At 63.7% G+C, this 24575-nt stretch carries 17 protein-coding genes; 9 read left to right on the top strand and 8 right to left on the bottom strand.

Annotated features, from left to right (window positions below; all coding sequences use genetic code 11):
• Positions 1-39: 39 nt before the first annotated feature.
• A complete protein-coding gene (gene phaZ, locus B0G82_RS00780) occupies positions 40-1317 on the bottom strand; it encodes a polyhydroxyalkanoate depolymerase (protein WP_116142509.1) in 1278 nt (425 codons plus the stop codon).
• A gap of 180 nt (positions 1318-1497) precedes the next feature.
• Positions 1498-3378, bottom strand: coding sequence for a glycoside hydrolase family 15 protein (locus tag B0G82_RS00775; RefSeq protein ID WP_121306364.1), 1881 nt, complete (start codon positions 3376-3378; stop codon positions 1498-1500).
• 241 nt (positions 3379-3619) lie between these two features.
• Here B0G82_RS00775 and B0G82_RS00770 point away from each other — a divergent pair, with 241 nt between their 5' ends.
• The gene (locus tag B0G82_RS00770) at positions 3620-3865 is read left to right on the top strand and encodes a hypothetical protein (protein WP_116119369.1); all 246 of its coding nucleotides are present in this window, start codon (positions 3620-3622) and stop codon (positions 3863-3865) included.
• A gap of 252 nt (positions 3866-4117) precedes the next feature.
• Here the strand turns inward: B0G82_RS00770 and B0G82_RS00765 are convergent, their stop codons facing one another.
• On the bottom strand, positions 4118-4270 hold the full coding sequence (locus tag B0G82_RS00765) for a DUF3096 domain-containing protein (protein WP_007175701.1): 153 nt from the start codon (positions 4268-4270) through the stop codon (positions 4118-4120).
• 129 nt (positions 4271-4399) lie between these two features.
• Complete coding sequence (locus B0G82_RS39940; RefSeq protein ID WP_199730140.1) at positions 4400-4552, bottom strand: hypothetical protein; 153 nt, start codon at positions 4550-4552, stop codon at positions 4400-4402.
• Between B0G82_RS39940 and B0G82_RS00760 the strand changes: the two genes are divergently transcribed.
• On the top strand, positions 4502-5797 hold the full coding sequence (locus B0G82_RS00760) for a lactonase family protein (protein ID WP_121306363.1): 1296 nt from the start codon (positions 4502-4504) through the stop codon (positions 5795-5797). The genes B0G82_RS39940 and B0G82_RS00760 overlap by 51 nt on opposite strands.
• A 206-nt stretch (positions 5798-6003) precedes the next feature.
• On the opposite strand, the gene B0G82_RS00755 is transcribed toward B0G82_RS00760, so the two are convergent.
• Together B0G82_RS00755 and B0G82_RS00750 are read right to left on the bottom strand one after the other, a co-directional pair.
• A complete protein-coding gene (locus B0G82_RS00755) occupies positions 6004-10386 on the bottom strand; it encodes a DNA translocase FtsK (RefSeq protein ID WP_121306362.1) in 4383 nt (1460 codons plus the stop codon).
• Between the two features lie 261 nt (positions 10387-10647).
• On the bottom strand, positions 10648-11187 hold the full coding sequence (locus B0G82_RS00750) for an META domain-containing protein (protein ID WP_106280230.1): 540 nt from the start codon (positions 11185-11187) through the stop codon (positions 10648-10650).
• A gap of 253 nt (positions 11188-11440) precedes the next feature.
• On the opposite strand from B0G82_RS00750, the gene purT reads away from it, so the two are divergent.
• From purT to B0G82_RS00715, 6 genes are all read left to right on the top strand, one after another.
• On the top strand, positions 11441-12655 hold the full coding sequence (purT, locus tag B0G82_RS00745) for a formate-dependent phosphoribosylglycinamide formyltransferase (RefSeq protein ID WP_121306361.1): 1215 nt from the start codon (positions 11441-11443) through the stop codon (positions 12653-12655).
• A gap of 135 nt (positions 12656-12790) precedes the next feature.
• Positions 12791-13003, top strand: coding sequence for a DUF6726 family protein (locus B0G82_RS00740; RefSeq protein WP_121306360.1), 213 nt, complete (start codon positions 12791-12793; stop codon positions 13001-13003).
• 91 nt (positions 13004-13094) lie between these two features.
• Positions 13095-13463 (top strand): MliC family protein, encoded by a 369-nt coding sequence (locus B0G82_RS00735; protein WP_106280236.1) that lies wholly within the window; start codon positions 13095-13097, stop codon positions 13461-13463.
• Between the two features lie 271 nt (positions 13464-13734).
• Positions 13735-15387, top strand: coding sequence for an acetolactate synthase large subunit (locus tag B0G82_RS00730; RefSeq protein WP_121306359.1), 1653 nt, complete (start codon positions 13735-13737; stop codon positions 15385-15387).
• A 25-nt stretch (positions 15388-15412) separates the two neighbouring features.
• The gene (locus tag B0G82_RS00725) at positions 15413-16849 is read left to right on the top strand and encodes an aldehyde dehydrogenase family protein (protein WP_121306358.1); all 1437 of its coding nucleotides are present in this window, start codon (positions 15413-15415) and stop codon (positions 16847-16849) included.
• 359 nt (positions 16850-17208) lie between these two features.
• The gene (locus B0G82_RS00715; RefSeq protein WP_116142501.1) at positions 17209-18681 is read left to right on the top strand and encodes a DEAD/DEAH box helicase; all 1473 of its coding nucleotides are present in this window, start codon (positions 17209-17211) and stop codon (positions 18679-18681) included.
• A gap of 192 nt (positions 18682-18873) precedes the next feature.
• On the opposite strand, the gene gluQRS is transcribed toward B0G82_RS00715, so the two are convergent.
• Together gluQRS and B0G82_RS00705 are read right to left on the bottom strand one after the other, a co-directional pair.
• Positions 18874-19764 (bottom strand): tRNA glutamyl-Q(34) synthetase GluQRS, encoded by an 891-nt coding sequence (gene gluQRS / locus B0G82_RS00710; protein WP_121306357.1) that lies wholly within the window; start codon positions 19762-19764, stop codon positions 18874-18876.
• 31 nt (positions 19765-19795) lie between these two features.
• A complete protein-coding gene (locus B0G82_RS00705; protein WP_106280245.1) occupies positions 19796-20659 on the bottom strand; it encodes a sulfurtransferase in 864 nt (287 codons plus the stop codon).
• A 331-nt stretch (positions 20660-20990) separates the two neighbouring features.
• Here B0G82_RS00705 and dnaE point away from each other — a divergent pair, with 331 nt between their 5' ends.
• Positions 20991-24569 (top strand): DNA polymerase III subunit alpha, encoded by a 3579-nt coding sequence (gene dnaE / locus B0G82_RS00700; protein ID WP_121306356.1) that lies wholly within the window; start codon positions 20991-20993, stop codon positions 24567-24569.
• Positions 24570-24575: the final 6 nt, after the last annotated feature.

The following is a 24575-nucleotide window of genomic DNA, read 5'->3' as shown; positions in this document are numbered from 1 at the left end:
TCCGAAGAGGCCGTTGTTTATCGACTATGCGTGCGACGCTCAGGCTTCGACTTTTTCCTTCGCAACCTTCGGCGCCTTGTTGTGCTCGAGGATGAAGTCGCGCAACTGCGGATAGATGATGGTGCGCCAGCGGCGCCCTGAGAAAATGCCGTAGTGCCCGCACTTTTCCGCGGTGAAGTGACGCTTGTTCGCTTCCGGAATGCCCGTGCACAGATCGTGAGCGGCATAGGTCTGGCCGTCGCCGGAGATATCGTCCAGTTCGCCTTCGATCGTGAAGAGCGCGGTCTTCGTGATGTCCTGCGGTTTCACCCGTTCGCCGGAGACGTCCCACGTGCCTTCGGCAAGGCTGAATTCCTGGAAGACCACGCGGATCGTGTCGAGGTAATAGTCAGCGTCCATGTCGAGCACGGCGTTATACTCGTCGTAGAAGCGGCGGTGCGCTTCCGCGTCGTCCTCGTCGCCGCGCAGCAGGCTCTGGTAGTAATCCCAGTGCGACGCCGCGTGGCGTTCCGGATTCATGGCCACAAAGCCGGTGTGCTGCAAAAAGCCCGGGTAAACCTTACGGCCCACGCCCGGATAATTCGGCGGCACCGTGAAGATCACGTTGTTCTCGAACCACTCGTACGAGTGCTGTGTGGCGAGCGAGTTGACCGAGGTCGGGCTTTTGCGGGCGTCGATCGGGCCGCCCATCATCGTCATGGTGCGCGGCGTGTCTTCACCGCGGCTCGCCAGCAGCGAAATGGCGGCGAGCACCGGCACGGTCGGCTGACACACCGAGATCACGTGCAGATTCTTTGCGCCGATGTGACGGATGAATTCCTGAATGTAGGCGACATAGTCGTCCAGACCAAACTCGCCGGCTTCGAGCGGCACCATGCGCGCGTCGATCCAGTCGGTCAGGTAGACCTTGTGATCCTGCAGCAGCGTTTTAACGGTGTCGCGCAGCAGCGTGGCGTGGTGTCCTGACAACGGTGCGCACACCAGCACGACCGGTTCATCTTTCAATTGGATGACAGCGTCGCTGTCGTCCGCGAAACGCTTGAAGCGCATCAGGCGGCAAAACGGCTTCTCGATGATCGTCTGTTCGATGATCGGGATGTTATGGCCGTCTTTGACAATCTGATGAAGATTGAACTCGGGCTTTTCGTAATCTTTACCAAGCCTGTAGAGCAGTTCGTAACCGGCTGAGAGGCGCGTGGCGCCAGGCACGTAGGCCAAAGGGCTGGCGGGATTCGCAAAGGATTTCGATGCGGCCTGAGCCCAGGCGGTGAGGGGGCTCAACATCGCCCGTTGGAATTCGTGCAGTTGGTAGAGCATGGGTGCTCCGTTTTAAGCGGTTCGCATGGGGCTTCGCAAACACGCCTGTGGCGTTGCAGCGGGCCAAATTGTTTGTAGGCACATTGTTTTTCGGCCGACAGTCTCGTCGATCATATCGAACAAAGCGTACTTGTGCAATGCAGCATTTTGCGCGCACACGGCACGCAAACTGTCATTAAATCATGCTACTGGCGATGTTGCCGCGCCGCTATCCGGGGTTGCAGCAGCATCAAGTTCCGTGTCTCCGGTGCCGTTATGGGAGGGGTGCCCGGTCGCCTGCGCCATGGCCTGTTCATGTTTCATCAGGTTCAGGCCGGTGTGGACCAGCGCCACGTGCGAAAACGCCTGCGGAAAATTGCCGACAAGGCGCTTCGCAGCCGGGTCGTATTCCTCCGCGAGCAAACCGACATCGTTGCAGAGCGCGAGCAGCCGTTCGTACATCGCGATCGCTTCGTCGATACGGCCTTGCAGCGCCAGGTTGTCCACCATCCAGAACGAACACGCTAGAAACGTGCCTTCTCCCGGCGGCAGGCCGTCGTCGTATTCGGTCGTGCGATAGCGCATCACGAAGCCGTCGTGCATCAGGTCGCGCTCGATCGCCGCCACGGTGCCTTTTACGCGCGGATCGTTCGGCGGCAGGAAGGCGACTAGCGGCATCAGCAGCACGCTCGCATCGAGCTGGTCGGTGCCGTAGCATTGCGAGAACGCGTTGAGCGCGGGATTCCAGGCCTTCTCGCAGACTTCCGCATGAATTTTCGCGCGGGTGGCGCGCCATTCGTCGAGCGGCCCGTCGAGCTTGAACATTTCCGCCGACTTGATGGCGCGGTCGTAGGCGACCCATGCCATGACCTTCGAGAAGGTGAAATGCTGGCGGCCGCCGCGCGTTTCCCAGATGCCTTCGTCGGGTTCCTGCCAGATCGTGTCGAGGTGCGAGAGCAGCGCGCGCTGCACGTTCCATGCGGTGTCGTCCGCCTGCAGGCCGCCGACGCGCGCCAGATGCAGCGCATTCATCACTTCGCCATAGACGTCGAGCTGGCGCTGGCCGACCGCGTTATTGCCGATCCGCACCGGTTTCGCGTCCTGATAGCCCGGCAGCCAGTCGATTTCGAATTCGGGCAGGCGCCGCTCGCCGGCGATGCCGTACATGATCTGCAACTGGTCCGGCGCACCGGCCATCACGCGGCCGAGCCAGCTGCGCCATGCGCGTGCTTCGTCGTAGTAGCCGCCGCGCATCATCGCGAGCAGCGTGATGGTGGCGTCGCGCAGCCAGCAGTAGCGGTAGTCCCAGTTGCGCGTGCCGCCGAGCTGCTCCGGCAGCGACGTAGTGGGCGCGGCGACGATGCCGCCGGTCGGCTCGTAAGCGAGCGCCTTCAGCGTGATCAGCGAGCGGCGGATCGGTTCGGCCCAGCGTCCTTCGACCGTGCTGCGCGCCGACCATTCGAGCCAATGATTCTCGGTGCGCGCCAGCGAGGTGTGCGCATCGCGCGCCGGCGGAATGCGCAGATGCGAGGCCGCATAAGCCAGCGAGAACGGCACCCGTTCGCCTTCGCTGACGGTGAATTCGGCAACTGTCTTCATGTCTTCGCCGTGCAACCCGACCGGCGTGCGCAACACGGCGGTGTCCGGTCCGACGATCGCCTTGATGCCGCTGTCGTGCTTCAGGCGGTCAACCCAGGGAATCGAGAAGCCGTAATCGAAGCGCAGCACCAGTTCCATCTTCATGGGCACCCTGCCGCGTCTGCCGACCACGAGCCGCACCATTTCCGACCAGCCGTTACCCGGCGGCATGAAATCGATCAGCGTGACGGCGCCTTCGGGCGTCTCGAAGTCAGTTTCGAGGATCAGTGTCTCGCCACGATAGCGACGCGTGATGGTCGGCGGCGTGTCCGAGACCGGCGAGATCAGCCAGCGGCCGTTTTCGGGCGTGCCGAGCAGGGCGGCGAAACAGGCGCCGGAATCGAAGCGCGGCCAGCAGAGCCAGTCGACGGATCCCTCGCGGGAAACTAGCGCGGCCGTATGGCCGTCGCCGATGAGCGCATAGTCTTCGATAAGTGCGGGCATGAGAGCGAGTCAGTAGTGCGCGCGGCGAGTCGCGCCCGCGCGAGGTGTCGTTGAAGTGTCGTTGCCTTTACCCGACTGGCTGGATGCGTTTTGGTTCATCACGCAACGCAGCAAAACGCGGGTTGGTAATTGTCAAATCAATGCCTACAATCAGATTTCATACCGACGCCCCGGAGCTTTCCGGATTATGACCCAGCCCCGCCCATGGCGCATACAGACGCCGTTTCCGAGGACTAAAGCTATGCTGAACCCGTCGAAATCTGATTGCATCACGATTCTCTCGGCCGCCAGCGAACTTGCCGACGATTCGATGCTGCCACTCGATCATGGCCGCCTGGGCCTGACCCGCAACGGCTTGATGACCGCCGCCGCCTTTCTGGTCGAACGGGCCTGTTTCCGCCGTTACCAGACAGGCGACGGCCATTATGCCGTCGGCGCGCTGTCGCTGCAGGGACGCCTGCGTCTCGACCAGCTTTCGAACGGTTGACTGACGGCGCTTTATGCACACCGGATGGTGACTTCGCCGCACTGACCGCAAGCTCACCATGCTTCGGCCGAACGAACCGTGCTTCGCCATGCCGTCCGGGTTCATCGCTTGCATCGAGCTTCACGGCCAGTTGGCGCGTGAAGCTTTCGCACATCTCATGTCCTGACTCGATGCGGGGCGCAGCCGGGCCGGCGCTGCGCCCGGTCGCGCGTTGCATGCTTGCGTAACCCTTGCGTAAGCGCTTGCCGCCGTTCAGAAGTGCGACGACCCCACGCCGAAGATCCCAATGATGCCGATGATGATCAGATAGAGCGCGACGATGTAGTTCAACAGGCGCGGCATGACGAGAATCAGAATACCGGCGATCAACGAAACCAGCGGGCCCAGACTGAGTGTGACGTTCATGAAGACTCCGTAGTGTGAGACGCGATTAAAAAAACGCCCCGTCAGGCGGGACAATTGCTACTCATGCTGCCGATTGCCGTTGACCGGATGCCGGTCGGCGGATTCGCTGCATGATCCGACACAACGCTTTTATACTTCTTTCGATAAGAACAACGCTCGACCGATTGCGCGGCAGACCAGCGACATCATGACAACCGATTCAACCAAATAACCGCTGTCCGAGGAGGTCATATGCTTCGTCGTCACCGAGCCGCCGCGATGCGTGCCGTTGCGGATTTCCACTTGCCTTCTGCTGCTGATCCCACTTCACGGCGCGTAACGCATGGTCCACTGCGCTCCGCCCGCTCGATAATAAAAGGTTTCGTGCTCATGGTCTCGATTGTTGCTTCGCATGCGTTTGCGCAAGATTCCGGCCCGGCTCCCGCCGACGGCGTCTATGACATGCTGGTCGGCACCTATACCGGCCCAAAGAGCGAAGGCCTGTACGTCTATCGCTTCGACACGAAGACGGGTGAAGCGACACGCGTCTCGGTCGCGCAGACGGTCAATCCGTCCTACCTCGTGATGAGCCGCGACCGCCGCTTCGTCTACGCGGTCAACGAAATGCCCGGCGACAACGGTCCGGCCACGCAGCGCGGCGGCATCAGCGCGTTTCGTTTCGACGCCGCGAGCGGCCAGCTGACGTTTCTCAACAAGGTCTCCTCGGACGGCAACGATCCGTGCTATCTGAGCCTTTCGCCGGACGGCAAATATTTGCTGACCGCGAACTACTCAGTCGCCGCCGATCCCGGCGGCAGCTTCGCGGTGTTCCCGTTGCAGGCCGACGGCCAGGTCGGCGCGTCGGTGCTCACCGTGCACCACGAAGGCGGCGGTCCGGTGAAGGGACGTCAGGACAACTCGCACGTTCACTCCACGGTGTTCTCGCCGGACGGCCACTATCTGTTCGCGCAGGATCTCGGCGCGGACAAGCTGTACTCATATCGCTACACGCCTGACGGAAGCCGCGGCCTGTTCGGCCCGACCGACTGGCGCTATAACCAGGAAAAAGCCGGCTCGGGTCCGCGCCATCTGGTGTTCGGCGCCGACGGCAAACACGCATACCTGACGAGCGAAATGGCCGCCACGGTCAGCACGTTCAATTACAACGACGGCAAGCTCACGCAGGTGCAAACGCTGCCGCTGACCGAACCCGGCTTCAAGGGCGCGGTGGGCGCGGCGGCGATTCATCTGTCGCCGGACGGGCGCTTTTTGTATGCCACCAATCGTGGCGACGCGAACGACATCGTGATCTTTTCGGTCGATCCCACCAACGGGCACCTGAAGAAAATCGGTCATCAGTCGAGCATGGGCAAGTCGCCGCGTGAATTCGCGATCGACCCGACCGGCAATTGGCTGATCGTCGGCAATCAGAACAGCGATACCGTGTATGTGTTCAAGCGCGATCAGCAGAGCGGTTTGCTCGAAGCGAATCCGAAGCATTTCGAACTCGGCGCGCCGGTCGATTTCAAGCTGGTTTCGCCGTCGTAACACGAGATGCCGACGACGCGGTGAAAGACGAGGCGGGTGATATCGACGCGCCGCGCGCGCGATGAAAAAACGGGCCGCTTTGTGAAGCGGCCCGATTCCTTTTTTGTGGTCGATTTCGCGGCGAGGTTGTTTGCGCTTGCGTCTTGCGGCCCTCGGAAGCGCCGGCGATCAACTGCAATCAGCGGCGTTCACCGGCCATTCGCCGCTCATTCCGCCGGCCCCGGCGCCAGCACTTCGCGGCTGCCGTTGATGCCCATCGCCGACACGAGGCCCGCGGTTTCCATCTGCTCGACGAGCCGCGCCGCGCGGTTATAACCGATGCGCAACTGCCGCTGCACCGACGAGATCGACGCGCGCCGCGTGCGCACCACGAAGGCGACCGCTTCGTCGTAAAGCGGATCGGCTTCCGCATCCGGCGACTCGCCGAACAGGTCTTGCGCCGCGCCGCCGTCGGTGGCCGGGCCGTCGAGAATACCTTCCTCGTACTGCGGCTCGCCGAACTGCTTCAGATATTCGACGATCCGATGCACTTCCTCGTCAGCGACGAACGCGCCGTGCACACGTTGTGGATAGCCGGTGCCGGGCGGCAGGAACAGCATGTCGCCCTGGCCGAGCAGCGACTCCGCGCCCATCTGATCGAGAATCGTGCGCGAGTCGATTTTTGACGATACCTGGAAGGCCACCCGCGTCGGAATATTCGCTTTGATTAGGCCGGTGATCACATCCACCGAAGGACGCTGCGTCGCCAGAATCAAATGTATGCCGGCAGCGCGAGCCTTCTGCGCGAGGCGCGCGATCAGTTCTTCGATCTTCTTGCCGGCCACCATCATCAGGTCGGCGAGCTCGTCGATCACGACCACGATAAGCGGCAGCGGCGCGAGCGGTTCGGGCGCTTCCGGCGTCAGCGAGAACGGGTTGCCGAGCTTCTTGCCCTTGGCCTCGATATCGCGGATTTTCTGGTTGAAGCCGGCTAGGTTGCGCACGCCGACCGCGGACATGAGGCGGTAGCGCTTTTCCATTTCGCCGACGCACCAGTTGAGCGCATTGGCGGCCAGCTTCATGTCGGTGACGACGGGTGCGAGCAGATGCGGAATGCCTTCGTAGACCGACAACTCCAGCATCTTCGGATCGATCATGATGAGGCGGACTTCTTCCGGCGTCGCCTTGTAGAGCAGCGAGCAGATCATCGCGTTGATCGCCACCGACTTGCCCGAACCGGTCGTGCCGGCCACCAGCATGTGCGGCGCCTTCGCCAGATCGGCGACGACCGGATGGCCGGTGATGTCCTTGCCCATGGCGAGCGTCAACTGCGAATGCGAGTTCTGATAGACGCTGGCTTCGAGGATTTCAGAGAGGCGGATCGTCTGGCGCCGGGCGTTCGGCAATTCGAGGCCCATGCAGGTCTTGCCGGGAATCGTCTCGACCACGCGGATGGACGTGAGCCCGAGGCCGCGTGACAGATCCTTCATCAAGCCGACGATCTGACTGCCGCGCACGCCGAGCGCCGGCTCGACTTCGAAGCGCGTGATGACCGGGCCGGCCGACGCGCCGACGACGGTGACCGGCACCTTGAATTCCTGCAGGCGCTGTTCGATCAGCAGGCCGGTTTCGATGAGTTTTTCTTCGGAGACTGGTTCGACGTCGATGTCCGCGGGAGCAAGCAGGTCGAGCGTGGGCAATTCGACCATCGATGCCGCGGGCGCGCGGAACTCGAAGCCGTTGGCGGGGCTGTGGCCGCGCAGGGGAGGGCGTGGTTGGACGGCGGGTTCGGTGGGCTCTGTGGCCTCGGTTGCTTCGGTTGCTTCTACGGATGGGGCCGCGTTGGTGAATGGCGCCGCGAGCGATGCCGATGCTGCCGGCGCTTGCGGTGGGATAGCGGCGTTGTCAGGACGTTCTTCAACGGCGAAAGATTCGTAGTCAGCGACATCGGATGCCACGGGCGCCGTCTGAACCGCGAAGCCCGGAAAGCGAACCACGTTCGATGCTTGCGGCGCGAGGTTCTGGGGTGGCACCGCCGTAGGCAGGTTCGACGCATGCGCGTTAGCCGACGAGCCCGAAACCTGCGGCGCGATGCTTTGCGGCGCCGCTGCGGTGCCTGGGTTCGCCGCGTGCGCGGCGGCCGGTGTCTCCGAGACGTGCGGCATGACATTCTGCGGTGGCGTTGCGGCGGTTATGTTCGCCGCGTGCCCAACGGTTGCCGAGTCCGATGCTTCAGGTACGCCTGACAGGGCAGGGGCGTGCGCCGTTTCGGTTTCGACGGGCGTGGCGGACTCGACAGCGCGCGCCATGTTCAGCGATGGCATGGCGTCATGCGTCAGGCCGGCTCCGCTCGACACACCGACGTGGCTGACACCCGGCAAGCTCGATGACGAAGCCGTGTGTTGCGCCAGTACCGCATCGAGTTCGGCTTCCCAAGGCGCGAGAGTTTTTTCGATCACCACTTCAGCAGCCGACGCAGGCGCGGCGGGCTGCGGCTCGACGAACGGCGCGGCTTCTTTCGCCTGTTCGGCAATTGCTGGCGCAGCGAACTGCCCGGCGACACGCGGTGCGATAACTTCTGAATGGTCCGCAGGCTGGCTGAGCGTCGGTGCGGTTTCAACGCTCGGACCTGTGTGATGGTCGGCGTATGTTGTCGATACAGTCGGATCGTCTTCGAACGGCGTTTCATCCTCGTGGGCCTCGCTTGCTTGCAACTGCGCAGCGAAAACCTGAAACGTCGTCGGTGTAGCGGCCGGCGGCACATACTGCGATCCAGGTGCAGGTGCAGGTGCAGGTGCAGGCGAAACAATCGACACGTGCTCAACCACTGGCGCAGTTATTGGCGCAGGCGTAGACGTAGACACAGACACTGGCGCAGACGTCGGCGCTGGCGTAACAACCGACCCGTGCTCAACCACTGGCGCCGCCGTCAACGGCGGTCGAATAATTGGCGGCTCGATCGGCCACTGCACGACAGGCTCGTGGCTCACTTCGGGCGGCGCCTCGACCACTGCTTCCATGCGCGGCGCGTCGGACGGCGCCTCTGACACGTGATCGGCCGGCGCGTTGTCTGCAGCTTCAAACGAAGGGCGATGCGCATCCGGCGTCAAAGCCGCTTCAGCCGCATCCGTCCGTGGCACATCGACAATCGACTGCTCAGGCTCGAACGACGGCGCCGCGTTCGGCGCATCCGTCACTTTCGCATTTTCCGAGCCGGTGCTGCGCGCGAGGCTCACGCCCGCAATATCGGTCCAGCGTGCGGCGTTTTCCGCGATGCTGCGAAGGGTCTCCTGGACGCTGGCAGGTGGCGTGACTTTCTGCGTCACCGGCATTGGACGTGTGTAGCTCGGTGCCGGCCGGCTCGCTGCTCGCGTCGGCGTGACTTCGTTCGAACGCGGGGCGGGCGAGAAAGCTTGCCGGGGCGCCGACGTGCGGTTGACGGAAGCCGCCGAGGCCGCTGTGTCATGGGCCATCGTCGAAGGACGGCCCGCGCCGGCCGCCGCATTTCCAACTGAACCTGCGGCGGAATGAGAGCCCACGCTGCCCGACGCGGCCCGCGCCGTTGCTGACGTATGCACCGCTGCCTGAGTTACCTTGGCCGCAGCGCCCGCAGCGCCCGCAGCGCCCGCAGCGCCCGCAGCGCCCGCAGCGCCCGCAGCGCCCGCAGCAAAAGCGCCCGCGGCTGCCGATCCCACGTGCCGTTGCTCGCCGGCCGAACGACGTCCAACCTGCGACGCGCCAACGCGAGCGGAAGCTCCAGACACCCCCGACCCTGCTGCCGCACCCGAGACCGATCCCGCCACCGATCCCGCTCCCGGCGCAGCCGCCCGCGTCCCCGACTCGCGCAACCAGCCGGCCGGCGCAACCGGTTCAGCCGGCATCCAGGCAGCCTTGTCCGCTTTGAGTGGTTGCGTCTGCATCGGCCCATGTCGCGGCGGTGTGGCCGCGGCGCCGGTGCGCAGCACCGGCTCGGCCTGCGTCGCCTGGCTGCGCGGCGCGGCCGCGCCTGTGCGCCAGCTCGCTGCACCGCTACGCGCCGCCGCATCCTTGCCCGCCACGCTCGCCGCAGCGCCAGCCGCAGCCGCGTCGCGTCCACGCGCCGGCGGACGCCAGACCGTCGGGCGCGCGTAACGACCATTGGTTTTAGGCGCCATCGTATTGGTGGCCGGCGAAACATGCGACGGCAAACCGTCATCGACGCTGCGATGACGGCGCGCTTCCTCGTCGCGTTTCGCGAGGCCGCGTGACAGGCCGAGGCCGAACGCGCCGTCGGCCCAGGCAGCGAAATCGCGCCAGCGGAAGTCGATCAGCCACGGCAGGCTGATGAAAAGCAGCGCGAGCGCCGCGAGAGGCGTGCCGATATGCCCGAGCAGATGGCCGAAGCCCGCGGCCAGCGCATGGCCGAAGCCGTTCACGCCGGCCACGCCGATCAGCGATGCCTCGAGTGTGCAGCTCGCCACCAGCACGCAGACGAAGCCGAGCCACAGCCGGATCGTGCCGGGGCCGCGCAGACCCGCGCCGCCCGGCAGAACCGACTTCACGAGACGCCACAAAAGAGGAATGAACCAGACGGCTGACCCGCCGAACCAGCCGAAAACTACCGTGTGCATACTAGACATCAACGAATGACGGACGCGCAAAAACGCAATCCGACGAGTTTAACCGGCGAAGCCCGATGCTTCGAAGGCAGACGCAAGTATGCTGGCGTCCAATTGAAAAACAGACCGGCGCGCGGCGTGCCGTCGGTGAAAAACAACGGCTGTCGGGACAGCCTTCACCCGTCATATGGACCGCCTGGCGCGCGGCGCCGCTGTGCAGCCCGCTTCGGTCAGCAGCGTGCCGAGGCGTCGATGGGAGGATCCGCGACGCGTTCATTTCGTGCTGCTGTCGAAGGTCAGCGTGTCGCCGTTGTCGAGCACCAGTTGCATCTGCTGCGGCGCGCGCATCTGCACGCCGGTGCGGTCGATGTGCGTGAGCGCATTGAGATAGGCGCCTTCGATCTGTCCGCCCGGCGTCATGCAGGCCATGCGCGTGCCGCCGAGCGTGCCGAAGCTCAGCTTGCCGTCTTTCAGCGCGTACGAGCCCATGTAACGGTTGCAGCCGGAAAAGCCGCTGGCGTGGCGCTGGCCGGTCGAGGTCGAAAGCGTGAGGGTAATCGGCGCGCCCTGGTCGGCGGACGGAATCGCGCGCGTCGTGCCGTCGGCCTGTTTCCAGGCGCTCAACACCCAACTGGTGTCGTCGAGCAGTTGCGCGGCGGCGGGATTGAATGGATCGGGCGCGGCGGCTTGCTCGTCGGGATGTTTCGGGATCGCACAGGCGCCCAACAGCGCGGCGACGCTCAACGCGGCAATGGCGGTGCGCAGATACGGGGTGAAGCGCGCAATACGTCGCGCGGAGGAGCTTTGGAGCATGGCGTCGTTCCTCTTCAAACTGGCGAAGGCGTAAGGGTAACGCACTAAGCTCGCCGCACGCGAGAGCAACGGCACGCGAAAGCGCTGATTCGGAGCGCCGCGGCGCCCTTGCGCGCCGCCTTCTTGCTACGCCGTTGCCCTGCACGCGTGAAGCATGGTGCGGCCGCCGCGAGCAAGGCGCGGCGAGGGGCCCGCATGTTAACATCGTGCTCTACCCAATCCCACCCTCATCCGACTTTTATCTGGAGACCTCATGCAGATCGGCCAACGGATCGGCACACCCCTTTCTGAATCCGCCACGCGCGTCATGCTGCTCGGCGCCGGCGAGCTCGGCAAGGAAGTGATCATCGCGCTGCAGCGGCTGGGCGTCGAAGTGATTGCCGTCGACCGTTACCCGAATGCGCCGGGTCACCAGGTGGCGCACCGCGCGCACGTGATCGACATGACCGACCGCGCCGCGCTGCGCGCGCTGGTCGAACAGGAGCGCCCGCACCTGATCGTCCCCGAGATCGAGGCAATCGCGACCGACGCGCTCGCGGCCGTTGAAAGCGACGGTCTCGCCGAAGTGATCCCGACCGCGCGCGCCACGCAGCTCACCATGAACCGCGAAGGCATCCGCCGTCTCGCCGCTGAGGAACTCGGCTTGCCGACCTCGCCGTACGCCTTCGCCGATTCGCTCGACGAACTGCGCGCGGGCATCGCCAAAGTCGGGTATCCGTGTGTGGTGAAGCCGGTCATGTCGTCGTCGGGCAAGGGGCAGTCGGTACTGCGCAGCGACGCCGACGTCGAACCCGCATGGCAATACGCGCTGGCCGGCGGCCGCGTGAATCACGGCCGCGTGATCGTCGAAGGCTTTATCGACTTCGAATACGAAATCACGCAATTGACCGTGCGCGCCATCGATCCGGCAAGCGGCGAAGTCAGCACGTATTTCTGCGACCCGATCGGCCACGTGCAAGTGGCCGGCGACTACGTCGAATCGTGGCAGCCGCAGCCCATGAGCCCGCTCGCGCTGGAACGTTCGCGCGAGGTCGCGCACAAGGTGACGGCCGCGCTCGGCGGCCGCGGCCTGTTCGGCGTGGAACTTTTCGTGCGCGGCGATGACGTATGGTTTTCGGAAGTGAGTCCGCGTCCGCACGACACGGGTCTCGTCACGCTGTGCTCGCAACGCTTTTCGGAATTCGAATTGCACGCGCGCGCGATTCTCGGTTTGCCGGTGGATACGTCGCTGCGGGCGCCGGGTGCGTCGGCGGTGATTTACGGCGGGCTCGACGAGGCAGGCATTGCCTTCGAAGGCGTCGCCGCGGCATTGGCGGTGCCGAACGCGGACTTGCGTCTGTTCGGCAAGCCGGAGAGTTTCATCAAGCGCCGCATGGGCGTGGCGCTCGCCACTGGCGAGAACACGGACGAAGCCCGTTCGCGCGCGAAGCAGGCCGCGGCGGCGGTGCGGCCTGTGTCGGCAAAGTAGGGCACGGCGCAACGCACGGCGAACGCTGTACTGAAGCGATTTGCCATGCGCTGCCCGACCCGCGTGCCCGGCACCATTGCCGCGCGCGCAATCCGAATGGTTGGGCTCATCGGGCTCATCGGAGTAAAGGTACGTATGGCGCTGGAAATCCGCAACACCACGCGGCGCGGTTGGACCGGCCGTGTCGGCACACTCGGCGTGCTGCTCGCGCTGTGCGCGGGATTGTCGGGATGCGGCCTCGCGGCGGCGCCGTGCCGGGTCGCCTCGGCAGGCTTGAAGATCGTGCCGCTGGTGGGGCATGTCGCCGCTGCGCCGACCGACGCGTGCGCCGACGTGATCGATCCATAACCGATCCGTCGTCGGACGTTTAGCCGCAGCGCGAGGCGCAATAGGCGGCGCGTCACCCGTGTTAGATTGGTAGCAACGATCGAGGCATCTAATGAAGAAATGGCTTGTTGCAGTCGCCACGGCGGCGGGTCTCGCGGCGCTATACAGTGAGGCGTGGGCCGCGCCGTTGCAGTTCTCCGAGATTCAGACCAAAAACCGTCAGACGCACAAATACACCTGCGCGACCGGCAAGATCCTGCAAGTCACCTACTGGAACACGGCGAACGGCCAAAGCTTCGCGCTCGTTCCGGTGAAGGGCAAGCAACTGCTGTTCGTCAACACGCTGTCGGCGTCCGGCGCGAAATATCAGGCCGGCAGCTACACGTGGTGGACCAAGGGCCCGCGCGCCGACCTGTATGACGCCATGGCCGGCCAAGACGCGCCGCCCATGCTTTCCGACTGCATCGCCATCAATCGCTGAGTGCGACATATGGCGGCATTCTCCACCCATGCCGCCGTTTCTTCTTTCCCCCTGCCTTGCGGCGTTGTCCGCCGGCGCACACCGTTTCCATTCGAGTAGTAAGCTGTCCCGCATGGCATTACCGCCGTGCCGCCGCGTCATGCCATCGTAGTCATGCCGGGCATTGCCGGCGTGGCCGGCGTCGTTTTCGATCGTCCGTTTTTGATCGCCAGTTTCCGGGCCCCGGCGACGGGGTCGCGGCCCGCGTCCGTATCATCAAGCGAGACCCTCAATGAAAGCATCGGACCTGTTCGTCAAATCGCTGGAAGCCGAAGGTGTCGAGTACGTGTTCGGCATTCCCGGTGAAGAAAATCTCGATCTGCTCGAATCGCTGCGCCGCTCGAAAATCCGTCTGATCCTCACGCGCCACGAACAGGCGGCCGGCTTTATGGCCGCCACGTACGGCCGTCTCACCGGGCGCACGGGAGTGTGTCTGGCCACCCTCGGGCCGGGCGCGACCAACTTCGTGACCGCCGCGGCCTACGCGCAACTCGGCGGCATGCCGATGCTGATGGTCACCGGGCAAAAGCCGATCAAGTCGAGCAAGCAAGGACATTTTCAGATCGTCGACGTGGTGCGCATGATGGAGCCGCTCACCAAGTACACGCGGCAGATCGTATCGATCGCCAATATTCCGGCGATGGTGCGCGAGGCGGTTCGTCAGGCGGAGGAAGAGCGGCCGGGCGCCACGCACCTTGAATTGCCCGAAGACGTCGCGCATGAAGAAGGCGACGGCAAGCCGATTCCGAAGAGCTACAGCCGCCGTCCCGTCGCCGAGGAAAAAGCCGTGGCGCGCGCGGTCGAGGCGATCACCAGCGCGAAGCATCCGTTGCTGATGATCGGCGCGGGCGGCAATCGCAAGACCACCACCAAGATGCTGCGCGAATTCGTCGACCAGATCGGCATTCCGTTCTTCACGACGCAGATGGGCAAGGGCGTGATCGACGAATCGCATCCCATGTGGCTCGGCAATGCGACGCTCTCCGACGGCGACTTCGTGCACCGCGCGATCGATCACGCGGACTGCATCATCAACGTGGGTCACGACGTGATCGAGAAGCCGCCGTTTTTCATGCGCAGCGGCGACACGGGCGAGAAAACGGTGATTCACGTCAACTTTCTCGGCGCGGAAGTGGACACCGTGTACTTCCCGCAGATCGAAGTGGTCGGCGATATCGCCAACGCGGTGTGGCAACTCAAGGAAAGCCTCAAGGAGCGGCAGGAGCATTGGGACTTCACGCGGTTCAAGGAAATCAAGGAGCACTTCGAGGCGCATCTGGCCAAAGGCCAGCACGACGACCGCTTTCCCATGTATCCGGTGCGCGTCGTCAACGACGTGTACGAGACCACGCCGGTGGACGGCATCGTGTGTCTGGATAACGGCATGTACAAGATCTGGTTCGCCCGCTACTACCGCGCCCACGAACCGAATTCGCTGCTGCTCGACAACGCGCTGGCTTCGATGGGCGCGGGCTTGCCGTCCGCGATCGCCACCAAAATCGTGCACCCGGACCGCAAGGTCATGGCCGTGTGCGGCGACGGCGGCTTCATGATGAACTCGCAGGAACTGGAAACGGCGGTGCGTCTGAAGCTGGATCTGGTGATCCTGATCGTGCGCGACGACGCCTTCGGCATGATCCGCTGGAAGCAGGAAAACATGAACTTCCCGGACTACGGCATGACGCTGAGCAATCCGGATTTCGTCGCGTATGCAGAGAGCTACGGGGCGAAGGGGCACCGCATCGAAACGGCGGGGGAATTCGCGCCGCTGCTGCGCGAATGTTTCGCCACGCCCGGCGTGCATGTGATCGATCTGCCGATCGACTATTCGGACAACGAGCGCGTGCTGAATCGCGAAATCAAGCGGCTTTCAGCGCAATTGTGAAGGCATCGGATCAAGGAGACGCGTCATGTTGCAGAAGACTTACCCGTACTACCTGGCGAACGTTGCGGTGGCCGCCAACACAGACCTCGAAGTCACCGATAAATTCAGCGGCGAAGTCGCCACCCGCGTCGCGATGGCCGACGCCGCCGCGATCGACAAAGCGATCGGCCATGCCGTCGACGCCATGCCCGCTTTGCGCGCCTTCCCGCCGTTCAAGCGCCAGGCGGTGCTCGAACATTGCGTGAAGCGCTTTCGTGAGCGCTACGACGAACTGGCGCTTGCGCTGTGCATCGAAGCCGGCAAGCCGATCAACGACTCGAAAGGCGAGGTCACGCGCCTGATCGATACGTTCAAGGTGGCGGCGGAGGAATCGGTGCGCATCGACGGCGAGATCGTCAATCTGGAGATATCGCCGCGCGCCAAGGGTTATCACGGCTATGTGAAGCGCGTGCCGATCGGCCCGTGTTCGTTTATTTCACCGTTCAATTTTCCGTTGAACCTGACCGCCCACAAGGTCGCGCCGGCTATCGCGGCGGGCGTGCCGTTCGTGTTGAAGCCGGCGAGCCGCACGCCGGTCGGCGCGCTCATAATGGGCGAGATTCTGGCGGAAACCGACCTGCCGAAAGGCGCGTTCTCGATTCTTCCGGCCCACCGCGACGGCGCCGATCTGTTCACCACCGACGAGCGCTTCAAATTGCTGTCCTTCACCGGCTCGCCCGCGGTGGGATGGGATCTGAAGAAGAAAGCCGGCAAGAAGAAGGTGATCCTGGAACTGGGCGGCAACGCGGCCGCGATCGTCGACGGCGATCAGGGCGACAAGCTCGACTATGTGGTCGACCGGCTCGCGTTCGGCGCGTTCTACCAGTCAGGGCAGAGCTGTATCGGCGTGCAGCGGATTCTGGTCCATGCAAAGGTCTACGATGCGCTGCGCGAGAAGCTGATCGCGAAGACGAAGACGCTGGTGATGGGCGATCCGAAAGACGAGAAGACCTTCGTCGGGCCGATGATCTCCGAATCGGAGTCCAAACGCCTCGCCGGCTGGATGGAAAGCGCGGTCCAGGCGGGCGCGAAAATCATCGCGGGCGGCAAGGTGGACGGCGCGATGTTCGAAGCCACGCTGCTCGAAGGCGTGAAACGCGACACGGATCTGTATCGCAAGGAAGCTTTCGGGCCGGTGGCGATCCTGGAGCGCTTCGACGATTTCGGCGCCGCGCTCGCAACCGTCAACGACAGCGACTTCGGGTTGCAAGCGGGCGTGTTCACGGATTCGCTCGCGCATGCGCATCGCGCGTGGGACGAACTCGACGTGGGCGGCGTGGTGATCAACGACGTGCCCTCGTTCCGGGTCGACAACATGCCGTATGGCGGCGTGAAGGATTCCGGGCTGGGGCGCGAAGGCGTGCGCTACGCGATCGAGGACATGACCGAACTGCGCCTGATGGTGATGCGCGAGACGTGGTGAGGCGCCGAACCCACACGCTGTCACACAACTGTCGTCCCCACAAACTACGCTGCGAGCGGGGCGCACCACGGCTTTGCCGCGATTCTCCGGCGGCTGCGGAGCGTCTCGGCGGCTAGCTTTCGCGGACGTAAGCAGAAAGCCGCCGCATGCGCCATGAGTGTTTTTGCTGAAGTGCTACAATACCGGCCTTTCCGGCGGGTGTTTCCGCCGGCCGGAGCCGGCCGCAATTTTTCCCGCCGTACCGACAGTACCAACGGGTCCCGTGCGGAACGCCGTGGCTCCGCCTTCATCACAATGCCCTCTGCGGTTCCGACCGCTACCGCGCGCACGCGCGAAGCGCATTTTTAGCGAAAGCCACCATGTCCGACACAGCCGTCACGCCCAGTACTGCGACTTTTGATCAATTCGGCCTCGCGCCCGACATCCTGAAAGCCGTCAAAGAGTCGGGCTACACCATCCCCACGCCGATCCAGGAGCAGGCGATCCCTGTCGTGCTGGCCGGCCGTGACATGATGGGCGCCGCGCAAACCGGCACCGGCAAGACCGCGAGCTTCTCGCTGCCGATCATCCAGCGTTTGCTGCCGCAGGCCAGCACGAGCGCTTCGCCCGCGCGTCACCCGGTGCGCGCGCTGATCCTCACGCCGACCCGCGAACTGGCTGACCAGGTCGCCGCGAACGTGCAGGCGTATGCGAAACACACCGCGCTGCGTAGCGCGGTGGTGTTCGGCGGTGTGGATATGAATCCGCAATCCGAGCAACTGCGCCGCGGCGTCGAGATTCTGATCGCCACGCCGGGCCGTCTGCTCGATCACGTGCAACAGAAAACGGCCAATCTCGGCCAGGTGCAGATCCTCGTGCTCGACGAAGCCGACCGCATGCTCGACATGGGCTTCCTGCCGGATCTGCAGCGCATCCTGAACCTGCTGCCGAAAGAACGTCAAACCCTGCTGTTTTCGGCCACGTTCTCGGGCGAAATCAAGAAGCTTGCCGCCACGTATCTGCGTGACCCGCAGACCATCGAAGTCGCGCGCAGCAACTCGACCGCAACCAACGTGACGCAGGTCGTGTACGAAGTCGCCGAGGGCGACAAGACCGGTGCGGTCGTGCAACTGATTCGCGAACGCGGTCTCAAGCAGGTGATCGTGTTCTGCAACAGCAAGATCGGCGCGAGCCGTCTCGCGCGCAGCCTCGAGCGCGACGGCGTGGTTGCGACCGCGATTCACGGCGACCGCACGCAGAATGAGCGGATGCAGGCGCTCGACGCGTTCAAGCGCGGCGAGATCGAAGCGCTGGTGGCAACGGACGTCGCCGCGCGCGGCCTGGATATCGCCGAATTGCCGGCGGTGATCAACTTCGATCTGCCGTTCAATGCGGAAGACTACGTGCACCGGATCGGCCGTACTGGCCGCGCGGGTGCTTCGGGCGATGCGCTGTCGCTGTGCAGCCCGAACGAGCGCAAGCAGTTGGCCGATATCGAGAAGCTGATCAAGCGTCCGCTGGACGTGCAACGCCTGACGGTGGAAGCGCCGGTGCGGCATCATCATGAAGAACGCGCGCCGCGTCGCGAGCGCAGCAGCGACGGGCGTGAGGATCGCGGCAGCCGTCGTCGCACGGGTGCGTCGTCGTCGGGTTCGTACGACCGGCCGCATCATCATCGCGCGCAGCCCGTGGATGATTTCTTCCTGAAGCCTTATGAGCCGTCGCCTTCTTCGGTTCGCAAGATCGAGGAGGCCGCTGCTTCCGCCGCGCCGCAGAAGGCGGCGTCCAAGCAGCCGCTGGCAGCGCTGCTGGGCGGGTTTGGGATGCCGCGGAAGTCGTCCTCGTCTACCTGATTTGTAGTTCGCTGCTTGCGGCTCGGTTTATCTCAAGGGACCGGGCTCGGGCGCAAGCAGGGCGCCGTTTGAAGCGCGGCAAAATTTGAAGCGTGTCGAATACTTACGCCGCACCGCACGCCGTGCCGGTTGCCGCAGCCGGTTTGCGCAATGCGGGCCGCGCACGGCAAGATTTTCAGACGCGAATCGCGTTCACGCTTTCGGTAAGCCCATCCGTTTTGACCATGCTGCCGTGGCGGCAGCATAAAAGCCGTCTAGCGTCGTATAGGTCGCAGCGTTTCCCAGATCGAGCCCAAGATGCCGTGCCGCGGCGCTCAGCGCTTCAAGCGGCTTGTCATGGTCCAGTGCTGTGGCTCCGTTCTGCTTGCTGAGTTTTTCGCCCTCTTCATTCGTGACGACGGGCACATGCAGATATTCAGGTGTCGGCACGCCCAGGCAGCGCTGCAAATAGATCTGCCTGGCCGTTGAATCCATCAAATCCGCGCCGCGCACGATGTGCGTGATGCCCGCGTCCGCGTCGTCGACGACCACCGCCAGTTGATACGCCCATTGGTCGTCCGCGCGCTTCAGCACGAAGTCGCCGACCTCGGTGGCCAGATTCTGCGTCTGTTTGCCTTGCCAGCGGTCTTCGAACGTGATGATCGCCGGGTTGCCGTCCGGCACGCGCAAGCGCCATGCGCGCGCCGGTTTGCCGTGCAGGCCGTTGCGGCAGGTGCCGGGATAGGCGAGCGTCGTATTGCGCGTGTGCGCGTTGAGCAGCGAGTCGGCGATTTCCTTGCGCGTGCAGCCACATGGATAAATCACGCCCGTCGCTTTCAATTGCTCCAGTGCTTCCTGATAGCGCGCCATCCGCGTGCTTTGCCAGACTGGCGATTCGTCCGCATGCATGCCGAAGCGTTGGAGCGTGGCGAGGATGTCTTCCGCGGCGCCGGGCACAGTGCGCGGGCCGTCGATGTCTTCAACGCGAACGAGCCATGCGCCGCGATGAGCACGTGCGTCCAGCCAGCTTGCGAGCGCGCTGACCAGCGAGCCGAAGTGCAATGGCCCGGTGGGCGAGGGCGCGAAACGTCCGCGATAGGTCATGGGCCAGTGGTGGCGTGGTACGCCGCCGCCATCACGCGGCGCGCGCCGCCTTGCCGTCCGGATGGCATTCCGGACACGTCTTGCCCGCCACGTACAGCGGCGATTCTTGCGCTTGCGGCGGAACCACCGCGCGGCAGCCGAAGCATTGCGTGGTCTTGCTAGGTTCGAGCTGCGGATTGAGCGCGGTGCGGTAGTCGAACACGAAGCAGTCGCCGTGATAATGCGCGCCGCCCACTTCCTCGAAGTACTTCAGGATGCCGCCTTCGAGTTGGTATACGTTCTCGATGCCGACTTCCTTCATGTGGATCGCGGCCTTCTCGCAGCGAATCCCGCCCGTGCAAAACGACACGACCGTCTTGCCTTCCAAGTCCGCGCGATTGTGCTCGATCACTTCGGGAAACTCGCTGAATTTCGTAATGCGGTAATCGAGCGCGTTGTCGAATGTGCCGACGTCGACCTCGAACGCGTTGCGCGTGTCGAGCATCACGACTGGACGGCCCTGGTCGTCGTGACCGCGGTCCAGCCAGTTTTTCAGCGTGGGCGCGTCGACGAACGGCGCGCGGCCGAGTTCCGGCCGGATGGCCGGCTTCTTCATCGTGATGATCTCGCGCTTGAGCTTGACCAGCATACGGGTGAACGGCTGCTTGTCCGACAGGCTTTCCTTGAACTGCAGATTCACGAACTTGCCTTCGAACAGCGCGTCGTGGCGAATGTAGTGGATGAAGGCGTCGGTGTTTTCGCGCGTGCCGGCGACGAACAGGTTAATGCCTTCCGGCGCGAGCAGAATGGTGCCCTTCAGGCCGAGCGCATTGCAGCGTTCCGTGACGAACGGGCGCCATGCAGCGGTGTCTTCGATAGTCGCGAAATGATACGAAGAGAGATTAACGATACTCATGAGTGTCCAGCGGTAAGAAGTGACCGGCCTCGCGGAAAACGGGGCGCATTGGGCTGCCCGCCTTCAAACGCCATGCGGCGCGGCCACGTCGAATAGGGCGAAACCCGTATTATCCCTCAAGCCGGCGCTTTACCCGACTCGGCGGAATGGGCAACGGTTTGCGGTAGCGCAAATCGTTCGTCAACTTGCTGTCGATTCGCTCTGCGCGAGCGTCCGTTCGCGTGCCCGGCCAACGTAGAAGCGCCTGTGCAAGGGGCTTGCCAATATGTGTCCTAAGCTGATCGGCTAACGCGCTGCTTTGGCCTGAAAACTCCTGAAGGGTGGAGTTACAATGTCGCCCATGTCAGATCCCCGCTTCGTTCATCTCCGCGTTCACTCCGAATTTTCGATTGCCGACGGCATCGTGCGTCTTGACGACATCGTCAAGGCCGCGGCCAAAGACGGTCAGGGCGCGCTCGCCCTCACCGATCTCGGCAACGCCTTCGGCCTCGTCCGTTTCTACAAGGAAGCCCGCGGCAAAGGGGTCAAACCCATTGCCGGCTGCGACGTCTGGATCACCAATCCGGACGACCGTGACAAGCCTTCCCGATTACTGCTGCTAGTGAAAGACCGGCGCGGCTATCTGAATCTGTGCGAACTGCTCAGCAAGGCCTCGCTCACGAATCAGTATCGCGGCCGCGCAGAGGTCGAGGCGAGCTGGCTGGAATCCGGTCTCGGCGAAGGGCTGCTCGCTTTGTCCGGCGCGCAGCAGGGCGACATCGGTCTCGCGCTCGCGGCGGGCAACGAAGAAGCGGCAAAGCGCAACGCGTTGCATTGGGCGAAAGTGTTCCCGGGCGGCTTCTATATCGAGTTGCAGCGCTGTGGTCTGCCCGGCGGCGAGCAGTATGTGCAGCAGGCGGTCGCGCTCGCGGCGTCGCTGAAATTGCCGGTGGTCGCCACACACCCCATGCAGTTCATGACGCCGGACGACTTCACCGCGCACGAAGCGCGCGTGTGCATTTCCGAAGGCGACATTCTGGCGAATCCGCGCCGCTCAAAGCGCTTTACGTCCGAGCAGTACTTCCGCACACAGGAAGAGATGGCGGCGCTGTTCGCGGACATTCCGTCGGCGCTCGCCAACTCGGTTGAAATCGCCAAGCGTTGCAACCTCACGCTCGAACTCGGCAAACCCAAGCTGCCGCTGTTCCCGACGCCCGACGGCATGTCGCTCGACGACTACCTCGTGCAGCTGTCGAAAGAGGGGCTCGAAAAGCGTCTCGAGCAGTTGTATCCCGACGCGGCCGAGCGCGAAGCGCAACGCGAAACGTATTACGCGCGCCTCGAATTCGAGTGCGGCACGATCATCAAGATGGGCTTTCCCGGCTACTTCCTGATCGTGGCGGACTTCATCAACTGGGCCAAGAACAACGGCGTGCCGGTCGGACCGGGCCGCGGTTCAGGCGCGGGTTCGCTGGTCGCGTACGCGCTCGGCGTGACCGACCTCGATCCGCTGCGCTACAACCTGCTGTTCGAACGTTTCCTGAATCCGGAGCGGGTGTCCATGCCCGACTTCGACATCGACTTCTGCCAGCACGGCCGCGATCGCGTGATCCAGTACGTGAAGGAAAAGTACGGTGCGGACGCCGTGTCGCAGATCGCCACCTTCGGCACGATGGCGGCAAAGGCGGCGGTGCGCGACATCGGCCGGGTGCTCGATCTCGGCTACATGTTCACGGACGGCATTGCCAAGCTGATTCCGTTCAAGCCGGGCAAGCACGTCACGATTGCTGACGCGATGAAGGAAGAGCCGCTCCTGCAGGAGCGTTTCGACAACGAAGACGAAGTGCATCAGCTGCTCGAACTCGCGCAGCGCGTGGAAGGGCTGACGCGTAACGTCGGCATGCACGCGGGCGGCGTGCTGATCGCGCCCGGCAAGCTGACTGATTTCTGCCCGCTGTATACGCAGGGCGATGAAAGCGGCGTCGTGAGCCAGTACGACAAGGACGACGTCGAAGCCGTCGGCCTCGTGAAGTTCGACTTTTTGGGTCTGACCACGCTCACGATTCTCGACTGGGCCGAGCGCTATATCCGCCGTCTCGATCCGTCGAAGCAGGACTGGTCGCTCGGGCAGGTGCCGCTCGACGATCCGGCGTCGTTCTCGATATTGAAGAAAGCGAATACGGTCGCCGTGTTCCAGCTGGAAAGCCGCGGCATGCAAGGCATGCTGAAAGACGCGCAGCCTGACCGCTTCGAGGACATCATCGCGCTGGTCGCGTTGTACCGTCCTGGCCCAATGGATCTGATTCCGAGCTTCTGCGCGCGTAAGCACGGCCGGGAAGTGGTGGAGTATCCGGATCCGCGCGTCGAATCTGTTCTGAAAGAGACCTACGGCATCATGGTCTACCAGGAGCAGGTGATGCAGATGGCGCAGATCATCGGCGGCTACTCGCTGGGTGGCGCCGACTTGCTGCGTCGCGCGATGGGTAAGAAGAAGGCCGAGGAAATGGCCGAGCATCGCGAGTTGTTCCGTCAGGGCGCCGCGAAGAACGGACTGACCGCGGAAAAAGCCGACGAAATTTTCGACTTGATGGAGAAGTTCGCGGGTTACGGCTTCAACAAGTCGCACGCGGCCGCATATGCGCTGCTCGCGTACTACACCGCGTGGCTGAAGGCGCACCATCCGGCGGAATTCATGGCGGCGAATATGTCGCTCGCCATGGACGACACGGACAAGGTCAAGATCCTGTTCGAAGACTGTCTCACGAACAAGATGGCAGTGCTGCCGCCGGACGTGAACCTGTCCGCGTACCGCTTCGAGCCGGTTGCCGAGCCTGACGGCAAGCGTTCGAAAACGATCCGTTACGGCCTCGGCGCAATCAAGGGCAGCGGCCAGAATGCCATCGAGGAAATCCTGCGCGCGCGTGAAGAAGGTCCGTTCATCGACATCTTCGATTTCTGCAACCGGGTCGACCGCCGCATCGTCAATCGCCGCACGGTCGAAGCTTTGATCCGCGCCGGCGCATTCGACACCTTGCATGCGAATCGCGCGCAACTGATCGCGTCCGTGTCGCTCGCCATGGAAGCCGCCGAGCAGGCGAGCGCCAATGCCTTGCAGGCGGGTCTGTTCGACATGGGCGACGCGCCCTCGCAAGGTCATGAACTGGTGGACGAAGCGGAGTGGCCGGAAAAGAAGAAGCTGCAGGAAGAGAAGGCCGCGCTCGGCTTCTACCTGTCGGGCCATCTGTTCGACGCCTACAAGGGCGAAGTGCGCCGCTTCGTGCGCCAGAAGATCGGCGAACTGAAGGAAGGACGCGACAAGCTGATCGCGGGCGTGATCGCATCGCTGCGCACGCAGATGACCCAGCGGGGCAAGATGTTGATCGCGTTGCTCGACGACGGCACCGGCCAGTGCGAAGTCACGGTGTTCAACGAAACGTTCGAGGCGCACAAGCAGCTGTTCAAGGAAGACGAACTGCTGGTCGTGCAAGGCCAGGCGCGTAACGACGCGTTCACGGGCGGTATCCGCTTCACCGTCGACACGGTCATGGACCTCGGCCGTGCGCGCTGCCGTTATGCGGAGGCGGTCAAGGTGCAGATGAACGGCAATGCGGACGCGCTGGCGTTGCGTCGCGTGCTCGAAGCGCACAGCGCGGGCAAGGACGAACCGCAAGCGGTCGCGGCGCCGGCGGCTTCATCGCGAGGTGGAAATGGCGGAAATGGCGGCGGCCGTAATGGCGGTGGCTATGGCGGAGGTGGCCAGCGTCAGGCGGTACAAATCCCGAACGGGCTTGCCGTTCAGGTGGTCTATCGCAGCCAGAACGCGGAAGGCGAAATGCGTCTGGGCGACGCATGGCGCGTGAAGCCGACAGATGAACTGCTCGCAGCGTTGCGCGGTGAGTTTGCGGGAAGTTCGATCGAGATCGTCTATTGATCGGTC

The organism is Paraburkholderia sp. BL17N1 (assembly GCF_003634175.1).
In the GTDB taxonomy this organism is placed as follows: Bacteria; Pseudomonadota; Gammaproteobacteria; order Burkholderiales; family Burkholderiaceae; genus Paraburkholderia.
Note: the sequence above shows the minus strand (reverse complement) of the source record. Positions and strands in the feature narration are given on the sequence as shown.

Coding starts and splice junctions, on each gene's coding strand:
- phaZ (WP_116142509.1), bottom strand. CDS start 1,317: ATGCTCTACCAACTGCACGAATTCCAACGGGCGATGTTGAGCCCCCTC.
- B0G82_RS00775 (WP_121306364.1), bottom strand. CDS start 3,378: ATGCCCGCACTTATCGAAGACTATGCGCTCATCGGCGACGGCCATACG.
- B0G82_RS00770 (WP_116119369.1), top strand. CDS start 3,620: ATGCTGAACCCGTCGAAATCTGATTGCATCACGATTCTCTCGGCCGCC.
- B0G82_RS00765 (WP_007175701.1), bottom strand. CDS start 4,270: ATGAACGTCACACTCAGTCTGGGCCCGCTGGTTTCGTTGATCGCCGGT.
- B0G82_RS00760 (WP_121306363.1), top strand. CDS start 4,502: ATGCTTCGTCGTCACCGAGCCGCCGCGATGCGTGCCGTTGCGGATTTC.
- B0G82_RS00755 (WP_121306362.1), bottom strand. CDS start 10,386: ATGCACACGGTAGTTTTCGGCTGGTTCGGCGGGTCAGCCGTCTGGTTC.
- B0G82_RS00750 (WP_106280230.1), bottom strand. CDS start 11,187: ATGCTCCAAAGCTCCTCCGCGCGACGTATTGCGCGCTTCACCCCGTAT.
- purT (WP_121306361.1), top strand. CDS start 11,441: ATGCAGATCGGCCAACGGATCGGCACACCCCTTTCTGAATCCGCCACG.
- B0G82_RS00740 (WP_121306360.1), top strand. CDS start 12,791: ATGGCGCTGGAAATCCGCAACACCACGCGGCGCGGTTGGACCGGCCGT.
- B0G82_RS00735 (WP_106280236.1), top strand. CDS start 13,095: ATGAAGAAATGGCTTGTTGCAGTCGCCACGGCGGCGGGTCTCGCGGCG.
- B0G82_RS00730 (WP_121306359.1), top strand. CDS start 13,735: ATGAAAGCATCGGACCTGTTCGTCAAATCGCTGGAAGCCGAAGGTGTC.
- B0G82_RS00725 (WP_121306358.1), top strand. CDS start 15,413: ATGTTGCAGAAGACTTACCCGTACTACCTGGCGAACGTTGCGGTGGCC.
- B0G82_RS00715 (WP_116142501.1), top strand. CDS start 17,209: ATGTCCGACACAGCCGTCACGCCCAGTACTGCGACTTTTGATCAATTC.
- gluQRS (WP_121306357.1), bottom strand. CDS start 19,764: ATGACCTATCGCGGACGTTTCGCGCCCTCGCCCACCGGGCCATTGCAC.
- B0G82_RS00705 (WP_106280245.1), bottom strand. CDS start 20,659: ATGAGTATCGTTAATCTCTCTTCGTATCATTTCGCGACTATCGAAGAC.
- dnaE (WP_121306356.1), top strand. CDS start 20,991: ATGTCGCCCATGTCAGATCCCCGCTTCGTTCATCTCCGCGTTCACTCC.